General features: G+C 69.5%; 14 protein-coding genes and 1 pseudogene. 8 read left to right on the plus strand and 7 right to left on the minus strand.

Going from position 1 to position 16,913, the window contains the following annotated elements; genetic code table 11:
• A pseudogene (locus L978_RS12750) lies at positions 1–645 on the minus strand (hypothetical protein); the annotation flags it as partial.
• A gap of 248 nt (positions 646–893) precedes the next feature.
• Here L978_RS12750 and L978_RS12755 point away from each other — a divergent pair.
• From L978_RS12755 to L978_RS12770, 4 genes are all read left to right on the plus strand, one after another.
• Positions 894–1,586 carry a phosphocholine cytidylyltransferase family protein gene (locus tag L978_RS12755; RefSeq protein ID WP_047523569.1) on the plus strand — a complete coding sequence of 231 codons (693 nt, stop codon included), beginning with the start codon at positions 894–896 and terminating at the stop codon, positions 1,584–1,586.
• An 83-nt stretch (positions 1,587–1,669) separates the two neighbouring features.
• Positions 1,670–2,668 (plus strand): hypothetical protein, encoded by a 999-nt coding sequence (locus L978_RS12760; protein ID WP_231555062.1) that lies wholly within the window; start codon positions 1,670–1,672, stop codon positions 2,666–2,668.
• An 88-nt stretch (positions 2,669–2,756) separates the two neighbouring features.
• A complete protein-coding gene (locus tag L978_RS12765) occupies positions 2,757–4,346 on the plus strand; it encodes an acyl-CoA carboxylase subunit beta (protein ID WP_372491404.1) in 1,590 nt (529 codons plus the stop codon).
• The gene (locus L978_RS12770) at positions 4,343–4,585 is read left to right on the plus strand and encodes an acyl-CoA carboxylase subunit epsilon (protein WP_231555063.1); all 243 of its coding nucleotides are present in this window, start codon (positions 4,343–4,345) and stop codon (positions 4,583–4,585) included. Before L978_RS12765 ends, L978_RS12770 begins: the two co-directional genes overlap by 4 nt.
• A gap of 39 nt (positions 4,586–4,624) precedes the next feature.
• On the opposite strand, the gene L978_RS12775 is transcribed toward L978_RS12770, so the two are convergent.
• The 5 genes from L978_RS12775 to L978_RS12795 all read right to left on the minus strand — a co-directional run bounded on the left by L978_RS12775 (position 4,625) and on the right by L978_RS12795 (position 10,275).
• Positions 4,625–5,824 carry an ROK family transcriptional regulator gene (locus L978_RS12775; RefSeq protein ID WP_047523571.1) on the minus strand — a complete coding sequence of 400 codons (1,200 nt, stop codon included), beginning with the start codon at positions 5,822–5,824 and terminating at the stop codon, positions 4,625–4,627.
• A gap of 273 nt (positions 5,825–6,097) precedes the next feature.
• Positions 6,098–7,105, minus strand: coding sequence for a hypothetical protein (locus tag L978_RS12780; RefSeq protein WP_047523628.1), 1,008 nt, complete (start codon positions 7,103–7,105; stop codon positions 6,098–6,100).
• The gene (locus L978_RS12785; protein ID WP_081997044.1) at positions 7,102–8,337 is read right to left on the minus strand and encodes a hypothetical protein; all 1,236 of its coding nucleotides are present in this window, start codon (positions 8,335–8,337) and stop codon (positions 7,102–7,104) included. Before L978_RS12785 ends, L978_RS12780 begins: the two co-directional genes overlap by 4 nt.
• On the minus strand, positions 8,327–8,986 hold the full coding sequence (locus L978_RS12790; RefSeq protein WP_047523572.1) for a response regulator transcription factor: 660 nt from the start codon (positions 8,984–8,986) through the stop codon (positions 8,327–8,329). Before L978_RS12790 ends, L978_RS12785 begins: the two co-directional genes overlap by 11 nt.
• 41 nt (positions 8,987–9,027) lie before the next feature.
• Positions 9,028–10,275: a class I SAM-dependent RNA methyltransferase gene (locus L978_RS12795; RefSeq protein WP_047523573.1), complete on the minus strand. Its 1,248-nt coding sequence runs from the start codon at positions 10,273–10,275 to the stop codon at positions 9,028–9,030.
• Positions 10,276–10,298: 23 nt separating this feature from the next.
• Here L978_RS12795 and L978_RS12800 point away from each other — a divergent pair, with 23 nt between their 5' ends.
• Both L978_RS12800 and L978_RS12805 read left to right on the plus strand, forming a co-directional pair.
• On the plus strand, positions 10,299–10,937 hold the full coding sequence (locus L978_RS12800) for a Maf family protein (RefSeq protein ID WP_047523631.1): 639 nt from the start codon (positions 10,299–10,301) through the stop codon (positions 10,935–10,937).
• 78 nt (positions 10,938–11,015) lie between these two features.
• Complete coding sequence (locus tag L978_RS12805) at positions 11,016–12,782, plus strand: acetyl/propionyl/methylcrotonyl-CoA carboxylase subunit alpha (protein WP_047523574.1); 1,767 nt, start codon at positions 11,016–11,018, stop codon at positions 12,780–12,782.
• Between the two features lie 132 nt (positions 12,783–12,914).
• On the opposite strand, the gene L978_RS12810 is transcribed toward L978_RS12805, so the two are convergent.
• Entirely contained in the window at positions 12,915–14,363 is a 1,449-nt protein-coding gene (locus L978_RS12810; RefSeq protein ID WP_047523575.1) for an NAD(P)H-quinone dehydrogenase, read from the minus strand.
• Between the two features lie 48 nt (positions 14,364–14,411).
• On the opposite strand from L978_RS12810, the gene L978_RS12815 reads away from it, so the two are divergent.
• The gene (locus L978_RS12815; protein WP_047523576.1) at positions 14,412–15,245 is read left to right on the plus strand and encodes a purine-nucleoside phosphorylase; all 834 of its coding nucleotides are present in this window, start codon (positions 14,412–14,414) and stop codon (positions 15,243–15,245) included.
• Entirely contained in the window at positions 15,242–16,912 is a 1,671-nt protein-coding gene (locus L978_RS12820; protein WP_047523577.1) for a phospho-sugar mutase, read from the plus strand. Before L978_RS12815 ends, L978_RS12820 begins: the two co-directional genes overlap by 4 nt.
• The last annotated feature ends 1 nt before the right edge of the window (position 16,913 follow it).

Genomic DNA, 16,913 nt, shown 5'->3' on the forward strand with positions numbered 1-16,913 from the left:
AGCCGCCTTCGCCCCGGTGACGGCGGCCCGCGGTGCGGCGACACGCACGGCCGCGGCGCGGTCCGAGGCAGCGGTCGATCCGGAGGACTTCGTCGCGGCAGCTCGCGAGGCGGTGTTCTTCGCCGCTGCCTTCCGCGCGTCCGCTGCGGTTCGCGCGGTGCTGGTCGTCTTCGCGGGCTGCTCGTCCATCGCCTTCGGCAACGGCTCGACCACGACCTCGGCAGTCGGGGCGGCCTTCTCCGCCGCAGCCTTTGTCGTCGTGGACTTCGCGGGAGCCTTCACAGAAGTCTTCGCGGCGGTTTTCGAGGTCGCGGGCTTCTTCGCCGCGCCGGTCTTCGTCGTGCTGGTCTTCGCCATGCTGGTCTTCGTCGGCGTCGTCCCCGAGGTACGCGCGGTCGTCGGCTTAGCCGCCGACTTCTTGGCGGCAGGCTTCTTGGCGGCAGACTTCTTGGCGGCAGGCTTCTTGGCGGCAGACTCCGTGGCCGCGGGCTTCTTGGCCGCAGCTTTCTTGGGAGCGGGCTTCTCGGCATCCGTCGACGCCTCCGAGGCCTGCGTGGACGATGCCGAACTGCTCGCCGACGTGTCCCGGGGGAAGGCTTCGGTATCGTCCACCTGGGCGGTGCGGTCGTCAGGGGAGGAAGTCACCGTCCTACGGTATCAAGGGGTGGGCGCAAGCCAAGCCGCCGCGCAACAAACCGCCGCCGGATCCCCGCGATCCGGGGCGATCGCGCTCCGTGTGCGAGCCTGTGCGTCCGGTGTGTACTCGGTCACGAAATGGCAACGGGAGCCTTCGCACCCCGAGCTTCCCAGCCTGAATCGCTACCATGAACGCGGCACGACGAAGTGTCTGGTCGGTGAACCGACCGTGAACACAACTTCCTTTAGGAGCACTCGTGACTCTTCAGACCGTCATCCTCGCCGCCGGCATGGGCTCGCGCCTCGGGCGCGCGCTGCCGAAGCCGCTCACCGAACTGAGCGACGGCCGCACGATCATGGGCCAGCAGCACGACAACATCCGCGCCGCCTTCGGGTCCGACGCGCGCATCACGACCGTGGTCGGCTACCGCGCAGAGACCATCATCGAAGCCTTCCCCCAGGTCAACTACGTCCACAACGAGCGCTACGACGAGACGAACACGTCGAAGAGCCTGCTGCGCGCTCTCGGCGCCACCGGCAAGGGCGGCGTGCTGTGGATGAACGGCGACGTGGTCTTCGACCCGATGATCCTCGGCCGTGCGGCCGCCTACATCGAGCGCGACCAGTCGTTCGTGACCGTCAACACCTCGAAGGTCAGCGACGAAGAGGTGAAGTACACGGTCACGGCCGAGGGCTTCATCAAGGAGCTCTCCAAGACCGTCAAGGGCGGACTCGGAGAGGCGGTCGGCATCAACTACATCTCGTCCACGCACAAGAAGGCGTTCATGCGCCAGCTGCAGCGCGTCGAGGACCAGGACTACTTCGAGCGCGGCCTCGAGCTCGCCATCGCGGAAGACGCCCTGCTGCTCGAGCCGATGGATGTCTCCGACCTGTACGCGGTCGAGGTCGACTTCGCGGAAGACCTCGAGCGGGCGAACCTCTTCGTCTGATCCGATCCGTCGTGCGAAAGCCCGGTTCCCTCGAGGGACCGGGCTTTCGGCGTTTTCGCGGCCGAGCTTCGTAAGATCGCTCCATGGCTCGCCAGGTGCACAAGATCCACTCGTTGCCGGATGACGCTCCGTGGGACAAGGGCGTGCCCCCTTCCGGGTCTTCCGAGCACCCGATGATGGTGCGCGGCCTCGACCGCGTGCTCTCGGTCCAGCGCCCGCTCGTGCTCGCGCACATCCGCAGCATCCGTCTTCGCCACCCTCAGGCCACGCCCACCGAGATCATCCGGATCCTCGAACGCCGCTATCTCGCCGCCGTGACCACCGGTGGCGCCGCCGTGGGCGCGACCGCCGTCGTTCCCGGCATCGGCACCGGCGTGACTCTCGCGCTGTCCGGTGTCGAGACCGTGGGCTTCGTGGAGTCGACGGCCCTGTTCGCACAGTCGGTCGCTGAGGTGCACGGCATCGCGGTCGCCAACCCCGACCGTGCGCGCGCTCTGGTGATGACCTTGATGCTCGGCAAGGAGGGCGTCGATCTGGTCGGTCAGCTCGCCGGGCAGGTCGCCGGACGCGGCGGGAGCAGATCGTCGTACTGGGGTGAACTCGTCACGAAGTCGCTCCCCCGCGCTGCCGTGGGCCCACTGGTCGATCAGCTCAAGAGCATGTTCGTGAAGCAGTTCGCCGCGAAGGGCGGCGCCTCCGTGATCGGCAAGGCCCTCCCGTTCGGCGTCGGCGCAGCCATCGGCGGGGCAGGGAACAACATCCTCGGCCGTCGCGTGCTCACGACCTCACACAAGGCTTTCGGTGCGGCTCCGATCGATCTGCCGCTCGAGCTCGAACCGGTGCCGGGAGCGGAGAAGCTCGAGCTGCGGATGCTCCGCGGCGCGCGGTATGCCGGCAACGCCGTGGCCGGTGCTGCAGGAACGACCGTCCGCGGAGTCGGCTGGGTCGGTCGCAAGGCCCTCTCCCTCGGCCGTTCCCCGAAGTCGGACCCGGAGTTGGAGGAGAACGATCCCGCGAAAACCGCCGACGTGAAGCGGGAGCACGACGCCCCGACGGCAGCGGATGCGGACTCCGCACACTGAGCACTGCGCGTAGGTCGCCAAAGGATCGGCCGACCCGTTGTGCCGAGCATCCAACAGACCGGGCCGACCCGACGCTAGGGTGGAATCCGTGACGGACAAGCCCGACCTCTTTACCACCGCCGGCAAGATCGCGGATCTGCGCGCTCGCTACACCGAAGCCGTCGTCGACGCAGAAGCCAAGGCGAAGGAGAAGCAGCACGCCAAGGGCAAGATGACCGCCCGTGAGCGCATCGAACTGCTCGTCGACCCCGGAAGCTTCGTCGAGTTCGACGAGTACGTGCGCCACCGCACCACCGCCTTCGGCATGGACCGCTCCCGCCCCTACGGCGACTCGGTCGTCACCGGGGTCGGCACGATCAACGGGCGCACTGTCGCGGTGTACTCGCAGGACTTCTCGACCTTCGGCGGCTCACTCGGCGAGGTCGCCGGCGAGAAGATCGTGAAGATCATGGAGTTCGCCCTCGCCGGCGGGATGCCCTGCATCGGCATCCTCGACTCGGGCGGTGCGCGTATCCAGGAGGGCGTCGTCGCCCTGGGCAAGTACGGCGAGATCTTCCGCCTCAACACCCGCGCCTCCGGCGTGATCCCTCAGATCTCCATCATCATGGGCCCCGCGGCCGGAGGCGCCGTGTACTCCCCCGCGCTCACGGACTTCGTGATCATGGTCGACAAGACCAGCCAGATGTTCGTCACCGGTCCCGACGTGATCAAGACCGTGACCGGCGAGGACGTCGGCATGGAGGAACTCGGCGGCGCGCTCACGCACAACACGCGCTCGGGCGTCGCGCACTACCTCGCCGAGGACGAAGACGACGCGATCGACTACGCGCGCACGCTGCTGAGCTTCCTTCCGGACAACAACATGGCGGAGCTGCCCTCATACGAGAGCACCTTCGAGTTCGAGACCACCGACGCCGACCGTGTGCTGAACACGATCGTCCCCGACTCCACGAACCAGCCGTACGACATCCACACCGTCATCGAGCACGTGGTCGACGAGGGCGACTTCCTCGAGGTGCAGCCGCTGTTCGCCCCGAACATCGTGATCGGGTTCGGCCGCATCGAGGGCCGCTCCGTCGGCATCATCGCGAATCAGCCGTCGCAGATGGCCGGAACGCTGAACATCGAAGCCGGCGAGAAGGCGAGCCGCTTCGTCCGGTTCTGCGACGCGTTCTCCATCCCGATCGTCACCCTCGTCGACGTCCCCGGTTACCTGCCGGGAACCGACCAGGAGTGGACGGGTGTCATCCGCCGCGGCGCGAAGCTCCTCTACGCCTACGCGGAGGCCACGGTCCCGCTCGTCACGGTGATCCTGCGCAAGGCCTACGGCGGCGCGTACATCGTGATGGGATCGAAGCAGCTCGGCGCCGACGTGAACCTCGCCTGGCCGACGGCGGAGATCGCCGTCATGGGCGGGCAGGGTGCCGTGAACATCCTGTACCGCGGCGAGATCAAGAAGGCCGAGGACGCCGGCGAAGACGTCGCCGCCGTGCGTACCCGCCTGGCGAACGAGTACACGTACAACGTCGCCTCACCGTTCCTCGCGGCGGAGCGCGGAGAGCTCGACGGCATCATCGAGCCGGCGAACACGCGCGTGTCGATCGCGAAGGCACTGCGTGCGCTGCGGGGCAAGCGCGCCGAGCTTCCGCCGAAGAAGCATGGGAACATCCCGCTGTGACCGCACGAGAGGCCGGGGCCGACGCATCGGAGCAGGCGGCGTCGATGCTCACGATCACGCGCGGTTCAGCCACTGAAGAAGAGCTGGCCGCACTCATCGCGGTGATCAGCGAGGCCTATGCGTCCGAAGCGGCGGACGCCGTGGCCGATGAGCCGACCGTGTCCGCCTGGACCCGCACGCAGCGTCCGCTCCGGCGTCCGCTGCGCCGTGACATCCCGTGGGGGCGCTTCTCCGGGTGACGCCCCCGGCCTGCGCCTCGTGCGTCAGGCGATGAGAGCTCAGCCGTCGAGCAGGAGCCCCGAGGCGCGGGGACCGAGCACGGAGTCGAGCACCACGCAGCCGGCTCCCACCGCGCCCACGTCGTCGCCGACGACCGTCCCGTCGACCGGCAGCGTGCGCACCGCCCGTGTCGCGCTCGCCCGATCGAGGCGACCGGGGATCTCGCTGAGGTACACCTCCGCGAGCCGCGACCAGAACGGGCCGCCGAACACGACGCGGTCCACGTCGAGCATGTTCGCGAGCGCGGCGGTCAGGACGGACATGTGCACAGCGGCCTGCCGCAGCACGGCCAGGGCGGCGACGTCGCCGCGGCCGGCACGCTCGCAGAGCTCTCCGAAGCGCTCGTCGACGGACTCGACATCGCTCGCCTCGCGATCGTCCTGGAACACCCCCGCACGCTCCGCCTGTTCGACGATGGCCTGTGGCGTGCAGACGACCTCGACGCATCCCCGAGAACCGCAGGTGCACCGCGGACCGTCCGGATCCACGATCACGTGCCCGACCTCTCCGATGTTGCGTGTGCTCCCGGGCACGACCTCCCCCTCCCTGGCGAGGGCGGCCCCGATCCCGGTACCCAGGTAGATGAAGACGAACGAATCGTCGGCCGATGCGCGCCGCGTCCACAGTTCGCCCGACGCGGCGGCAGTCGTGTCCTTCTCGATCAGCACGGGAAGACCGGTCGCGTCGGCGAGCACCGCACGCAGCCGCACCCGGTGCCAGCCGAGCAGCTTCGGCGGGTCGATCACCGTGCCCTTCTCCGCATCGAGGGGCCCGGGGGCGGCGACTCCCACCCCGGCGATCCGGTCTCGGTCCACGTCCGCCTCGGCGATCAAGGCGTCGATGGTGGCCGCCATGGCGGAGATGATCCACCGCGGTTCCTTCGCCGGGGTGCGTATGCTCTTCCGACGCACGACGGCGCCGGACAGGTCGAGCAGGACGAAGGTCATGATGGCGGGGTCGAGGTGCACCCCCACCGCGAAGCGACTGTCCGGGACGAGCCGCAGGGTCACGCGGGGTTTGCCCGGACCGTTGATGGTGCGCCCCGCCTCACGGATGAATCCATCGTCGAGGAGCCGGCGGGTGATGTTCGTCACCGTCTGTGCGGACAGCCCGGTGGCGGAGGCGAGTTCGATGCGGCTCAGCCCTTCCCCGGACTGTCGGATCGCCTCCAGGACAACGGACTGATTGAAGTCCCCCATCCGCGGAAGGTTGGTTCCCCGACGCGTTCCCATGGTCCTATGATCCCTCATCGAGCGAGAAATCGTGTCCCCCAAAATACCTACAGACAACGAATGGAAGAACCCCCAGACTGGAGGAGACGCTTCGCGTTCGGCTGGTCTCTCTGTCCCAGGGTAGACAGACGCTGATCGGCCACCAGCGGACGGTTTTCGGGTAACTGTCCGCACGGCGAGGGGCTGGCGACAACGCCGCCCCTCGCCCACTCTCCTCATCCTGTCGGGAGCGCAGCGTCCTCAGACGGCTTCCGCCTCCCGAGCGATCTCATGCCACAGGTCGACCGCGTCATCGTCGCCCGAGGCACGCGTCCCCGCACGTCCGACGACGGTCACCGCGACACGGGCATCGCGAGCCGAACGGATGATGAGCCGCGCGCTCTGCGCCTGCATGAGCACGGAGGCGAGCTCGTCCCGGATCTCGCTGCGTCGCGTTTCGTCGATGCCGTCGAATCCGCCCTCGTCGAAGACCGTGACGACGGCGCCGCGCAGACGGGCGGCGTCGATCGCGTTGCGTACGGCATCGTTGAGCAGATCCGCTCCGCGCAGCTCGTCGCGCAGCCGCCCCTCGGCGAGGCGCGCTTCGAGTCGCTCCCGGTCGTCGAGCGCGCCACGGGAGGCGACGACACGACCGAGCACCGGCCCGGCGACCGCCAGGGCGAACTGCGTGCGCAGACGCCTCTCCCGCTGGCGCACGCTCTGGGTGGCGTGCCAGGCCGAGACCGCCTGCTGGATCTCGGCGAGCCGTTCGGTGTCGCGCACCGCGCGATCCCAGAACATCACGAGGAGTCGGGCGACGACGATCCACATGATCGAGCCGACCAGGCCGAGGGTGAGCGCCACGCCGATCCCGAGGTATGCCGAGGAGGCCGCGACGAGAACCGCGAGCGTCAGCCAGCCGATCAGGAACCGACGGCGGACGATGCACACGACACCGAGGAGCCCGAGCCCGCCGATGTACCAGGTGGCGAAAGGGGCGGTGCGGTCGGCGGGCTCCAGAGAGAACGTGACCAGGGCGGGGATGAGGGCGCTCGCGAGCAGGGCCAGCACCGCCGACCACAGAGGCATCCGCACAGACGTCGCGTCGCCCAGGATCGCGATGTTCACGGCCACGAGATAGATGCCGATCGCGACGATCATCAACAACGGCGCCGTCGGCTGCTCGATCCACCAGATCGCGCGCGCGGCGAAGTACAGCGCGAACCCCACGGCGAGCGAGGTGGCGACGCTGCGGACGGTCCGGTTCACGAGCGCTCCCACCCCAGCACGACGGTCGTGCCCTGCTCATCGGATCGGATGTCCGCGGCGCCGGCGACTCCGGCCATGCGGGCGAAGATGGAGGCGCGGATCCCGAGCCGGTCGGCGCCGATCGCTGTGATGTCGAAACCCGGCCCCGTGTCCGACACGGTCACGGAGATCCCTCCGTCACCACACGCCTCGACGATGATGTGCAACCCGCGGCTGTTCGCGTGGGACACGGCGTTCCCGATCGCCTGCCGTGCGGCCAGCACGAGGGCTCGCGCCGCCCGTCCGGGGATCATTCCGATCCCGCCGCGCTCCTCGACGATCGCGTCGGCGCCGAGCTCCGAGAGCGAACGGCGGAGTTCGACCACGATCTGTGCGATCCCCACGGGCTCGTCGGTGCCCTCCTGGGACACGGCGGCTTCCGTGTTCGCGAGACGTGTGAGAGCCTCCCGTGCCATCGCGACCGCGAGCTCCTCCGCCCGCTCCCCCTCCGCCCGCTCGGCGGCGATCAACGCCGCGAGGACGCTGTCATGCATGAGCGCCGACATCGCCACGCGTTCCTCCTCGGCCGCGGCGGCAGCGGCTGCGGTGGAGTAGGAGGCGACGGCTTGCCCTCGTGCCTCGTCGACGCCGGCTGCGACGGAGCGGAACATCCAGCCGAGCGAGATGATCACCACGCCGAGGATGAGCGTGAAGGAGACATCGAAGGCGGTCGTGACCCAGAACTCCCGCGAGAACTCCCCCTGCACGAGACGCACGTAACCGTAGACGAACGGCATCACGGCCGCCCACGCGAACTGGAGCCGGAGGGGGAACGCGAGCATCGCCGCGACCACCCCCACGTTCACGAGGAAGAAGATCCAGGGCTGATCGCCGGCACTCTTGTCGGCGGGGTCCACGACCGTCGGCCACGCGGCGAGCGCCAGCAGGTAGACCACGGCGAAGAGGCCCGAGAAGGTGCGCACGCCGCGGCCGACCAGGCAGGCGACCAGCATCGCCGCGAGCGGGACGAACACCACGACGACCATCACGATGTGCACCACGTCCGCCTGGGACAGGGTGTTCACCGCGGCGAACAGCGCCTGGGCGCCCAAGGCCGAGGATCCGATCGCGACGACGATCGCGAGGATCCGCTCCATGCGTTTGCCCGTGAATCGCTCGAACTCGGTCTCCGTGCTGCCCGGAGACGGGATCTTGCTCCAGGCATCGCGGATGCTGAGCGGATCAGCGGGCACTCGACGCCCCGTCTGCCGCGACGATGCCGTCCTCCATCGCTCGACGGAGGAGATCGACCTTCGTGGGTGCGGGCCGACCGACCTCGACGTACTTGACGCGTACGCGCGTGATGTTCTCCTTGGCGGTCGAGTAGGCGACGCCGAGCCGCTCGGCGACGGCCTTCAGCGGAAGGCCCGCGGCATACAGCCGGAGCACCTCCCGCTCCCGGCTGGAGAGCTGCGCGTCGGCGAAGGCCCGGTCACCGTCGACGGCACTGGCCCATTCGACGTTGTTGAGCGCTTCGCCCTGAGCGACGGTCCGGATCGCATCCATCACGTCATCGAGAGCGGACGACTTGCTGACGACCCCTGCGGCGCCGGCGGACAGAGCCTCGCGCACGGCCGCGGGACGGTCGGCGACGCTGTGGATGACCACGCTCGCCCCGTCGTTCACCAGCGATGACACGTTCTCGGTCACGGTGCTGCCATCGCCCAGGGTGAGGTCGAGGACCACGACGTCGGCAGGAGCGGCAGACGCCGAGGCCCGCCATTCCAGGTACGACACGACCGTGCTCCCGGAGAAGACCACCGTCTGCGAGTCGCGCGCGCACGCGGCCTCGAGGCCGAGGCGAACGGACTCGTGATCGTCGATGAGTGCGACCCTGCTCATCCACCCAGCCTAGTGAGTCCGCGCAGACGGTCGCCGACGGCTCAGCGCGTCAGCAGCGCGACGACCTCGAAGTGGTGCGAGTGCGGGAACAGATCGAAACCTCGAAGACGATCGACGTTCCACCCCAGCGCCCGGAAGGTCCCGAGATCACGGGAGAGGGCGACCGGATCGCAGGCGACGTAGGCGACGGCCTCCGGCGCGAGCGCGTGCACGGCCTCGACGACCTGACGGCCCGCTCCTGCGCGAGGCGGGTCGAGGATCACGGCCCCCGTGCGACCGCTGCTCCGGCGCGTGGACAGGAAGCGGTCGACCCGCGCGGTGACCGCGGTGACCTCGAGCGGCGCGAGGTTCGCGGCCGCGTGCTCAGTGGCCCGTGCGCTCGACTCCACCGTGACGATGTCGGTGCCGCCGAGATCGGCGAGTGTCGCGGCGAAGAGACCGACGCCGCCGTACAGGTCGTAGTGCGTCTTCGCCTCGTCGACGTGTCCGTCGAGGATGCCGTACACCGCGGCGTCGAGCACGGAGGCCGCCCGCGGATGGACCTGCCAGAATCCCGTCGCGTCCAGCTGGAAGGGCCGGTCTCCGACGAGTTCCTGGATCGTCTCGGGAGTCGGACGGCGCCGGAAGCCTCGCGCGACCTTGGCTGGACGCGCCGTCTCCTCGCGGCGGATGATGCGCACGCGACCGTCGGCGGGCTCGACGAGCTCGATCCGACCGGGAGCCTCACCGCGGAGCGCGAGCGCGGCCTCCGCGATGGCCGGGCGGGCGAGCGGGTGGGAGGACACGGGGATGACCCGGTGGCTGCGTGCGGCGAACGGCCCCACCTCGCCCGCGTCGTCGACGTGCAGCGTCACGCGCGTGCGCCATCCGGTGCCGTCTCCGGATTCGACGGCCTCGATCTCCGGGGCGACGAGTCCCTCCCCGGCGAAACGGTCGAGCGCCTCGGTCAGCACCTGGCGCTTGAGCACGCGCTGATGGTCGAGCGCGATGTGCCCGAGGTCGGCTCCGCCGGGGCGGTCCGCGGGATCCCTCGAGACGTCGGCCTCGGCCCAGATGTGCGGCCGCCGATGCTCCGACGCCTCCAGCACCTCGATCGTCTCCGCTCGCCAGAAGCTGCGGGTCGAGGCATCGGCCCCGTCCTGCGGGGCGATCAGTCGCGCACGGACGCGCTCCCCGGGAACCGCGTCCGAGACGAAGACCACGCGCCCCTCGTGGCGGGCGATGAAGGTGCCCCCGTGTGCGATGCCGGTGATGTCGAGCTCGAGCACGTCGGCTGCGGAGGAAGTCATCCTTCGAGGATACGGTGGTGGACATGCGCGTCTGCCTCGCCTCGACCTCACCGGCCCGACTCATGCTGCTGCGGCAGGCGGGTATCGAACCGCTCACCGTCTCCCCGGACGTCGACGAAGACGCCGTCGCCGCCGCCGCGGAGGAAGAGCGCGGCACCCCGCTGGCCCCTGCAGAGCTCGTGCTGCTGCTCGCCCGGGCGAAGGCTGCCGCGGTCGCGCAGGGTCTCGCCGACGAGGGGGTCTTCGACGGCCTCGTGATCGGCGGGGATTCGATGTTCGCACTCGGCGGGCGCGTCTACGGCAAGCCCTACACCCCCGAGGAGGCCACGCGACGCTGGCAGGAGATGCGCGGTGCCACGGGCATCCTGCATTCCGGGCACTCCGTCTTCCGTGTCGCACCCGGCCGGACGCCCGTCGAGGCGACCGCGGTCGCCGAGGCCGCGGTGACCTTCGCCGACGATGTCAGCGATGCCGAGATCGCCGCGTATGTGGCGTCGGGCGAACCCCTGCATGTGGCGGGGGCGTTCACGGTCGACAGCCTGGGCGGGGCCTTCATCACCCGCGTGGACGGCGACCCCTCCACCGTCGTGGGGATGTCCTTGTCGACCGTGCGGCGCCTGGCCACCGAGCTCGGCGTGCCGTGGACGGACCTGTGGTCGTAGACTCCCCTCCACGTTTCTGCCACTTTCTTGTGGGGAGTCGTCAAAGGGATCGGGGTCCTTCTCGCTAGGCTGGCAAGCATGCCTGCTATCGCCAAGGTGCTCATCGCCAACCGCGGCGAGATCGCCGTACGCATCATCCGCGCCGCTCGTGACTCCGGGATCGCCTCGGTCGCCGTCTACGCCGACCAGGATCGGGACGCCCTGCACACGCGTCTGGCCGACGAGGCCTACGCTCTCGGCGGCTCGACCAGCGCGGAGACGTACCTCCAGATCGAGAAGATCCTGTCGATCGCCCGCCGTGCCGGTGCCGACGCCGTGCACCCCGGCTACGGCTTCCTGGCCGAGAACGCCGAGTTCGCGCGCGCGATCATCGATGCGGGGATGACCTGGATCGGCCCGTCTCCCGAGGCCATCGAGGCTCTCGGCGACAAGGTGACCGCGCGCCACGTGGCCGAGAAGGTCGGCGCGCCCCTCGCGCCCGGCACACCCGGTCCCGTCGACGGTGCCGACGAGGTCATCGCCTTCGCGAAGGAATTCGGCCTCCCCATCGCCATCAAGGCCGCCTACGGCGGCGGCGGCCGCGGCCTCAAGGTCGCCCGCGAGCTCGACGAGGTCGCCGAGCTCTTCGAGTCGGCCACCCGCGAAGCCGTCGCGGCGTTCGGCCGCGGCGAGTGCTTCGTCGAGAAGTACCTCGACAAGCCGCGCCACGTCGAGACCCAGTGCCTGGCCGATGCCGCGGGCAACGTCGTCGTGATCTCGACGCGCGACTGCTCGTTGCAGCGCCGTCACCAGAAGCTCGTCGAAGAGGCTCCGGCCCCGTTCCTGACGGACGAGCAGAACGCGCAGCTGTACTCCGCCTCGAAGGCCATCCTGAAGGAGGTCGGCTACGTCGGTGCCGGCACCTGCGAGTTCCTCATCGGCGCCGACGGCACGGTGTCGTTCCTCGAGGTGAACACCCGACTGCAGGTCGAGCACCCGGTCTCCGAAGAGGTCACCGGCATCGACCTGGTCCGCGAGCAGTTCCGCATCGCGGCCGGCGGCACCATCGACTACGACGACCCCGAGCCCCAGGGACACTCGTTCGAGTTCCGGATCAACGGCGAGGACCCCGGTCGCGGGTTCCTCCCCCAGCCCGGACCGATCCACGTGTTCAAGACGTTCGGCGGTCCCGGCATCCGCCTCGACTCGGGCGTCACCGCCGGGGACGCGGTCTCGGGGGCTTTCGATTCGCTCCTCGCGAAGATCATCGTCACGGGGAAGGACCGCGCCGAGGCGCTCGAGCGTTCGCGCCGCGCACTCGACGAGTTCGAGGTCGCCGGACTCCCCACGGTCATCCCGTTCCACCGCAAGGTCGTCCGCGATCCCGCGTTCACCGCGGAGAACGGCGAGTTCGGAGTCTTCACCCGGTGGATCGAGACGGAGTTCGTCAACGACATCCCAGCCTGGGACGGTGAGCTCGAAGCCCCGGCACCCGCCGATTCGCGCCACACGGTCGTCGTCGAGGTCTCCGGCAAGCGCCTCGAGGTGAGCCTCCCCGATCGCGTCGCCGTCGCCCCGGGCACCGCGGGTCGCCCGGCTGCCGTTCCGCCGTCCCGTCGCAGCCACGCGACCACCGCCAATGCCGGAGCCTCCGGCGATGCGGTGAAGTCCCCCATGCAGGCGACCGTCGTCAAGATCGCGGTCGAGGACGGTCAGCAGGTCGTCAAGGGCGACCTCGTCGTCGTGCTCGAGGCGATGAAGATGGAGCAACCGCTCCAGGCGCACAAGGACGGCGTCATCGGCAACATCAACGCGGACGCCGGAACGACGGTCTCCGCGGGACATCAGCTGCTCACCATCAGCTGACCTCCACCGTCCGGTCTCGTCGCGTTGTTCGCCGAGACCCCCGGTGAACGCCGAAACCCCGTGGTGCAGATGTCTGCCACACGGGGTTTCGGCGTCAGGCGGGGGTCTCGGCGATCCGTCGCGCTGCAGAACTCAGGAGATGTTGACGAGGTGCATCGCCCTGCTCGCATCGGTGATACTGCTCGACAGCGAGGGGTACGCGGCGAACACCCGCGAGACCTGGTCGACCGTGAGACGACGTTCGACGGCCACGGCGATCGGGTAGATCAGTTCCGACGCCTTCGGGGCCACGATCACGCCACCGATCACCGTGCCGGAACCCTTGCGGGCGATGATCTTGACGAAGCCGTCCTTGATGCCCATCATCTTGGCGCGGGGGTTGGCGGCGAGGGGAAGCTTGTAGACGAGACCGTCGGTCACCCCGTCCTCGGCGTCCTTCTGCGAGAAACCCACGGTCGCGATCTCGGGTGCCGTGAAGATGTTCGAGGTGATCTTGATCAGTTCGAGCGGGATCACGATGTCGCCGAGTGCGTGGAACACCGCCGTGCGTCCCTGCATGGAGGCGACGGAGGCCAGCGGGAAGAAGTTCGTGCAGTCGCCGACCGCGTAGATGTTGGGCACCGAGGTGCGGGCGACGCGGTTCACGCGCACATGACCTGAATCATCGAGCTCGACGCCCGCCTCCTCCAGACCGATGCCCGCGGTGTTGGGGATGGAGCCGACGGCCATCAAGCAGTGGCTCCCGTCGACCGTGCGGCCGTCGGACAGCGTCACGGTCACCCCGTCGTCCGTGACCTCGACCCGGTCGGCGCGGGACTTCGAGAGCACCTGCATCCCGCCGCGCTTGAACACCTTCTCCAGAACGCGTGCGGCGTCCTGGTCCTCCCCCGGAAGCACCTGCTCACGGCTGGAGATGAGCGTGACCTTCGCACCGAGGTTCATGTAGGCCGAGGCGAACTCCGCTCCGGTCACCCCCGACCCGACCACGATGAGGTGCTCGGGCAGCGCCTTCATGTCGTAGAGCTGGGTCCATGTGAGGATGCGCTTGCCGTCGGGTTTGGCGGAGTCGAGCTCACGCGGCGATGCCCCCACGGCCACGACGATCGTGTCGGCCTCGACCCGGTCGAAGTCGGTGCCGCCCTGACCGGTCGACACGACGATCGCCGTCGGCCCCTCGAGTCGTCCGTGCCCGGAGAGGATGCGCACCCCGGCCTCGAGGAGCGTGGCACGCATGTCCTCCGACTGCTGACCGGCGAGGGCCAGGAGACGCTTGTTGACGGCCGCGAGATTGATCGCGATCTCGGGCTTGAGGGGCTTGCCGTTCTCGCCCTTGGCGTAGAAGTTGACTCCGAGGTCGCTCGCCTCGGAGATGGCGACGGCGGCATCCGCGGTCGCGATCAGGCTCTTGGAGGGCACCACGTCGGTGAGGACGGCCGATCCGCCGACCCCCACCCGCTCGACCAGGGTGACCTCGGCCCCGAGCTGAGCGGCCGCGAGGGCCGCCTCGTAACCGCCGGGACCGCCGCCGAGGACGGCGACGCGCTGAGTGCGCTCGAAAGTGGTGGAAGACATGGAATCCATTCTTCCCCAATCCTGGCCCCCGAGCCTGCACCTTCCTAGAGTGGATCCATGCCCGAAACGCACAGCAACCCCCTCGACGACCCGACCGCGAACCCCTTCGAGGTCGCCTCGCAGGCCGCCGCCGACATCGCGCGACTGTCCGGTGTCGAGAACCATGACATCGCCCTCACCCTCGGCAGCGGCTGGGGCAAGGCCGCCGACATCATCGGCGAGACGGTCGCCACGATCCCCGCCACCGAGGTCACCGGCTTCTCGAAGCCCGCACTGGAGGGCCACGTCGGCACGCTGCGCAGCATCCACACGCCCGGCGGCAAGAACGTCCTCGTGATCGGCGCACGCACGCACTACTACGAAGACCACGGCGTCCGGCGCGTCGTGCACAGCGTCCGCACCGCCGCGGCCACGGGCGCCAAGATCATGGTGCTCACCAACGGCGCCGGTGGCATCCGTGAGACCTGGCGACCCGGTCAGCCGGTGCTCATCAGCGATCACATCAACCTCACCGCCGATTCGCCGCTCGAGGGCGCCACGTTCATCGACCTCACCGACCTGTATTCGAAGCGACTGCGCGACCTCGCGCGCACGATCGATCCGATGCTCGATGAGGGCGTGTACACGCAGTTCCGCGGTCCGCACTACGAGACCCCGGCGGAGGTGCAGATGGCGAAGCACATCGGCGGACACATCGTCGGCATGTCGACCGCGCTCGAAGCGATCGCCGCCCGCGAGGCCGGCATGGAGATCCTCGGGTTCTCGCTCATCACGAACCTGGCCGCGGGCATCCAGCAGACCCCGCTGAGCCACGCCGAGGTGATCGAAGCCGGTCGTGAGGCGGAGCCGGTGATCTCCGCTCTCCTGGCGAGGGTGGTCGAGGCCCTGTGAACGAGGAGAGACTCGCGCAGGCGCGCGCCTGGCTGCGTCAGGACCCGGATCACCAAACACGCGACGAGCTCGCGGGCCTGATCACGCGGGCGTCCGCCGGTGAGGCGGCAGCGGCCGCGGAGCTCGACGACCGGTTCCGCGGACGCCTGGAGTTCGGCACCGCGGGGCTCCGCGGCGAGCTCGGCGCCGGAAGCAACCGGATGAACCGGGTGCTCGTGGCCCAGGCCGCGGCGGGCTTCGCCGCGTATCTGCGGGAGAAGACGCACGGAACCACCCCGACCGTCGTGATCGGCTACGACGGGCGACGCAACTCGCGCGTGTTCGCGACCGACTCGGCGGAGCTGTTCGCCGGCGCGGGTCTGCGAGCGATCCTCCTGCCGCGCCTGCTGCCGACGCCCGTGCTCGCCTTCGCCGTGCGGCACTTCGGCGCCGACGCCGGTGTGATGGTGACCGCGAGCCACAACCCGCCCAACGACAACGGCTACAAGGTCTATCTCGGCGGCGCCGACCAGGGTTCGCAGATCGTCGCCCCGGCGGATGCCGAGATCGCCGCGCACATCCAGCGCACGGCCGATGCCGGCTCGATCGCCGCGCTGCCGCGCTCGACGGACTACGAGACCGCCGGCGAGGACGTCGTCGACGCGTATGTCACGGCCACCGCCGCCGTGGCCCCCGCACCCGCCGGTGCCACCGGAATGCGATGGGTCTACACCGCGATGCACGGAGTGGGGTGGGAGACGGTGTCGCGCATCGTGCGCGAGGCGGGCTACCCGCAGCCTTTCGTCGTGGATGAGCAGCTCACGCCCGACGCCACCTTCCGCACGGTCTCCTTCCCGAACCCGGAGGAGCCGGGAGCGATGGATCTCGCCTTCGCGCGGGCTCGGCGGGTGAAGGCGGACTTCATCCTGGCCAACGACCCCGACGCCGATCGCCTGGCCGTCGCGGTTCCGGACGAGACGGCCGCGGACGGCTGGCGTCGACTCACCGGCAACGAGGTCGGGCTCCTGCTCGGGGCACGTGCCGCCCGCGCAGCCGCCGGCACACCGGGTGCCTCCCTGGCATGCTCCCTCGTCTCCTCCCCCGGTCTCGGCGCCGTCGCCGCTCACCACGGACTCGACTTCCACGAGACGCTCACCGGTTTCAAGTGGATCTCACGCGCCCCGGGGATCGTCTTCGGCTTCGAGGAGGCCCTGGGCTACCTCGTGAACCCGGAGACGGTTCGCGACAAGGACGGAGTGTCGGCAGCCGTCGCGATCCTCGGGCTCGCCGCCGAGGCCCGTGACCGCGGAGCGACGCTGGTCGACCTGCTCGCCGAGTTCGGCGAGACCTACGGGCACTTCGCCAGCGGACAGGTGTCGGTGCGCGTCGAGGACCTCGCGGTCATCGGCAACGTCATGCTCGCCCTGCGCACGCTGCCGCCGACGCAGATCGCCGGACGTTCGATCACCTCGGCCGAGGACCTGATGCACGCCGCGCCGGGCGCACCCTCCGGGGATGTGCTGCGGTACCGCCTCGGCGACGGCTCGCGCGTGATCGTGCGCCCGAGCGGCACCGAACCCAAGCTCAAGGTCTACATCGACGCCCGGGCCGACTCCCCCGAAGCCGCCGCTGCGGCCGTCGTGGAGCTCGAGGCCGGAGTGCGGACCCTGCTCGACGAGCGCACCTGAC

This window comes from Microbacterium sp. ZOR0019 (assembly GCF_000800925.1).
Classification (GTDB): Bacteria; Actinomycetota; Actinomycetes; order Actinomycetales; family Microbacteriaceae; genus Microbacterium; species Microbacterium aurugineum.

What these genes read in the sequence shown, in the direction of transcription:
- L978_RS12760 (WP_231555062.1), top strand. Translation starts at nt 1,670, where the DNA reads ATGGCTCGCCAGGTGCACAAGATCCACTCGTTGCCGGATGACGCTCCG.
- L978_RS12775 (WP_047523571.1), bottom strand. Translation starts at nt 5,824, where the DNA reads ATGGGGGACTTCAATCAGTCCGTTGTCCTGGAGGCGATCCGACAGTCC.
- L978_RS12790 (WP_047523572.1), bottom strand. Translation starts at nt 8,986, where the DNA reads ATGAGCAGGGTCGCACTCATCGACGATCACGAGTCCGTTCGCCTCGGC.
- L978_RS12795 (WP_047523573.1), bottom strand. Translation starts at nt 10,275, where the DNA reads ATGACTTCCTCCGCAGCCGACGTGCTCGAGCTCGACATCACCGGCATC.
- L978_RS12800 (WP_047523631.1), top strand. Translation starts at nt 10,299, where the DNA reads ATGCGCGTCTGCCTCGCCTCGACCTCACCGGCCCGACTCATGCTGCTG.
- L978_RS12805 (WP_047523574.1), top strand. Translation starts at nt 11,016, where the DNA reads ATGCCTGCTATCGCCAAGGTGCTCATCGCCAACCGCGGCGAGATCGCC.
- L978_RS12810 (WP_047523575.1), bottom strand. Translation starts at nt 14,363, where the DNA reads ATGGATTCCATGTCTTCCACCACTTTCGAGCGCACTCAGCGCGTCGCC.
- L978_RS12815 (WP_047523576.1), top strand. Translation starts at nt 14,412, where the DNA reads ATGCCCGAAACGCACAGCAACCCCCTCGACGACCCGACCGCGAACCCC.